General features: G+C 64.4%; 1 protein-coding gene. It reads right to left on the reverse strand.

Annotation, left to right across the window (positions count from 1 at the left end; translation table 11 throughout):
- Positions 1–216: hypothetical protein (locus EXE42_RS20105; RefSeq protein ID WP_206750798.1), on the reverse strand; the 216-nt coding region annotated here is incomplete at both ends.

Genomic DNA, 216 nt, shown 5'->3' on the forward strand with positions numbered 1-216 from the left:
GGTCAAACTCGGAGACACCCTCCGCAACGGACAGCTCCGACCCAGGCGGGAGCAGGGCGTCGGACATCATGGACAGGTCGCTCATCTGCCCGCTTGCTTCGTCCCACTCATCCATCCCCCACGACTCGGGCGGCTCGACTGCGTGGAGCGGCGCCGAGTACCGATAGAGGATGTTCTTGATGGCCCAAAAGCCCATGTGCGTCGCCTTGAGCGGCT

Source organism: Halorubrum sp. SP3 (assembly GCF_005435195.1).
GTDB lineage: Archaea > Halobacteriota > Halobacteria > Halobacteriales > Haloferacaceae > Halorubrum > Halorubrum sodomense.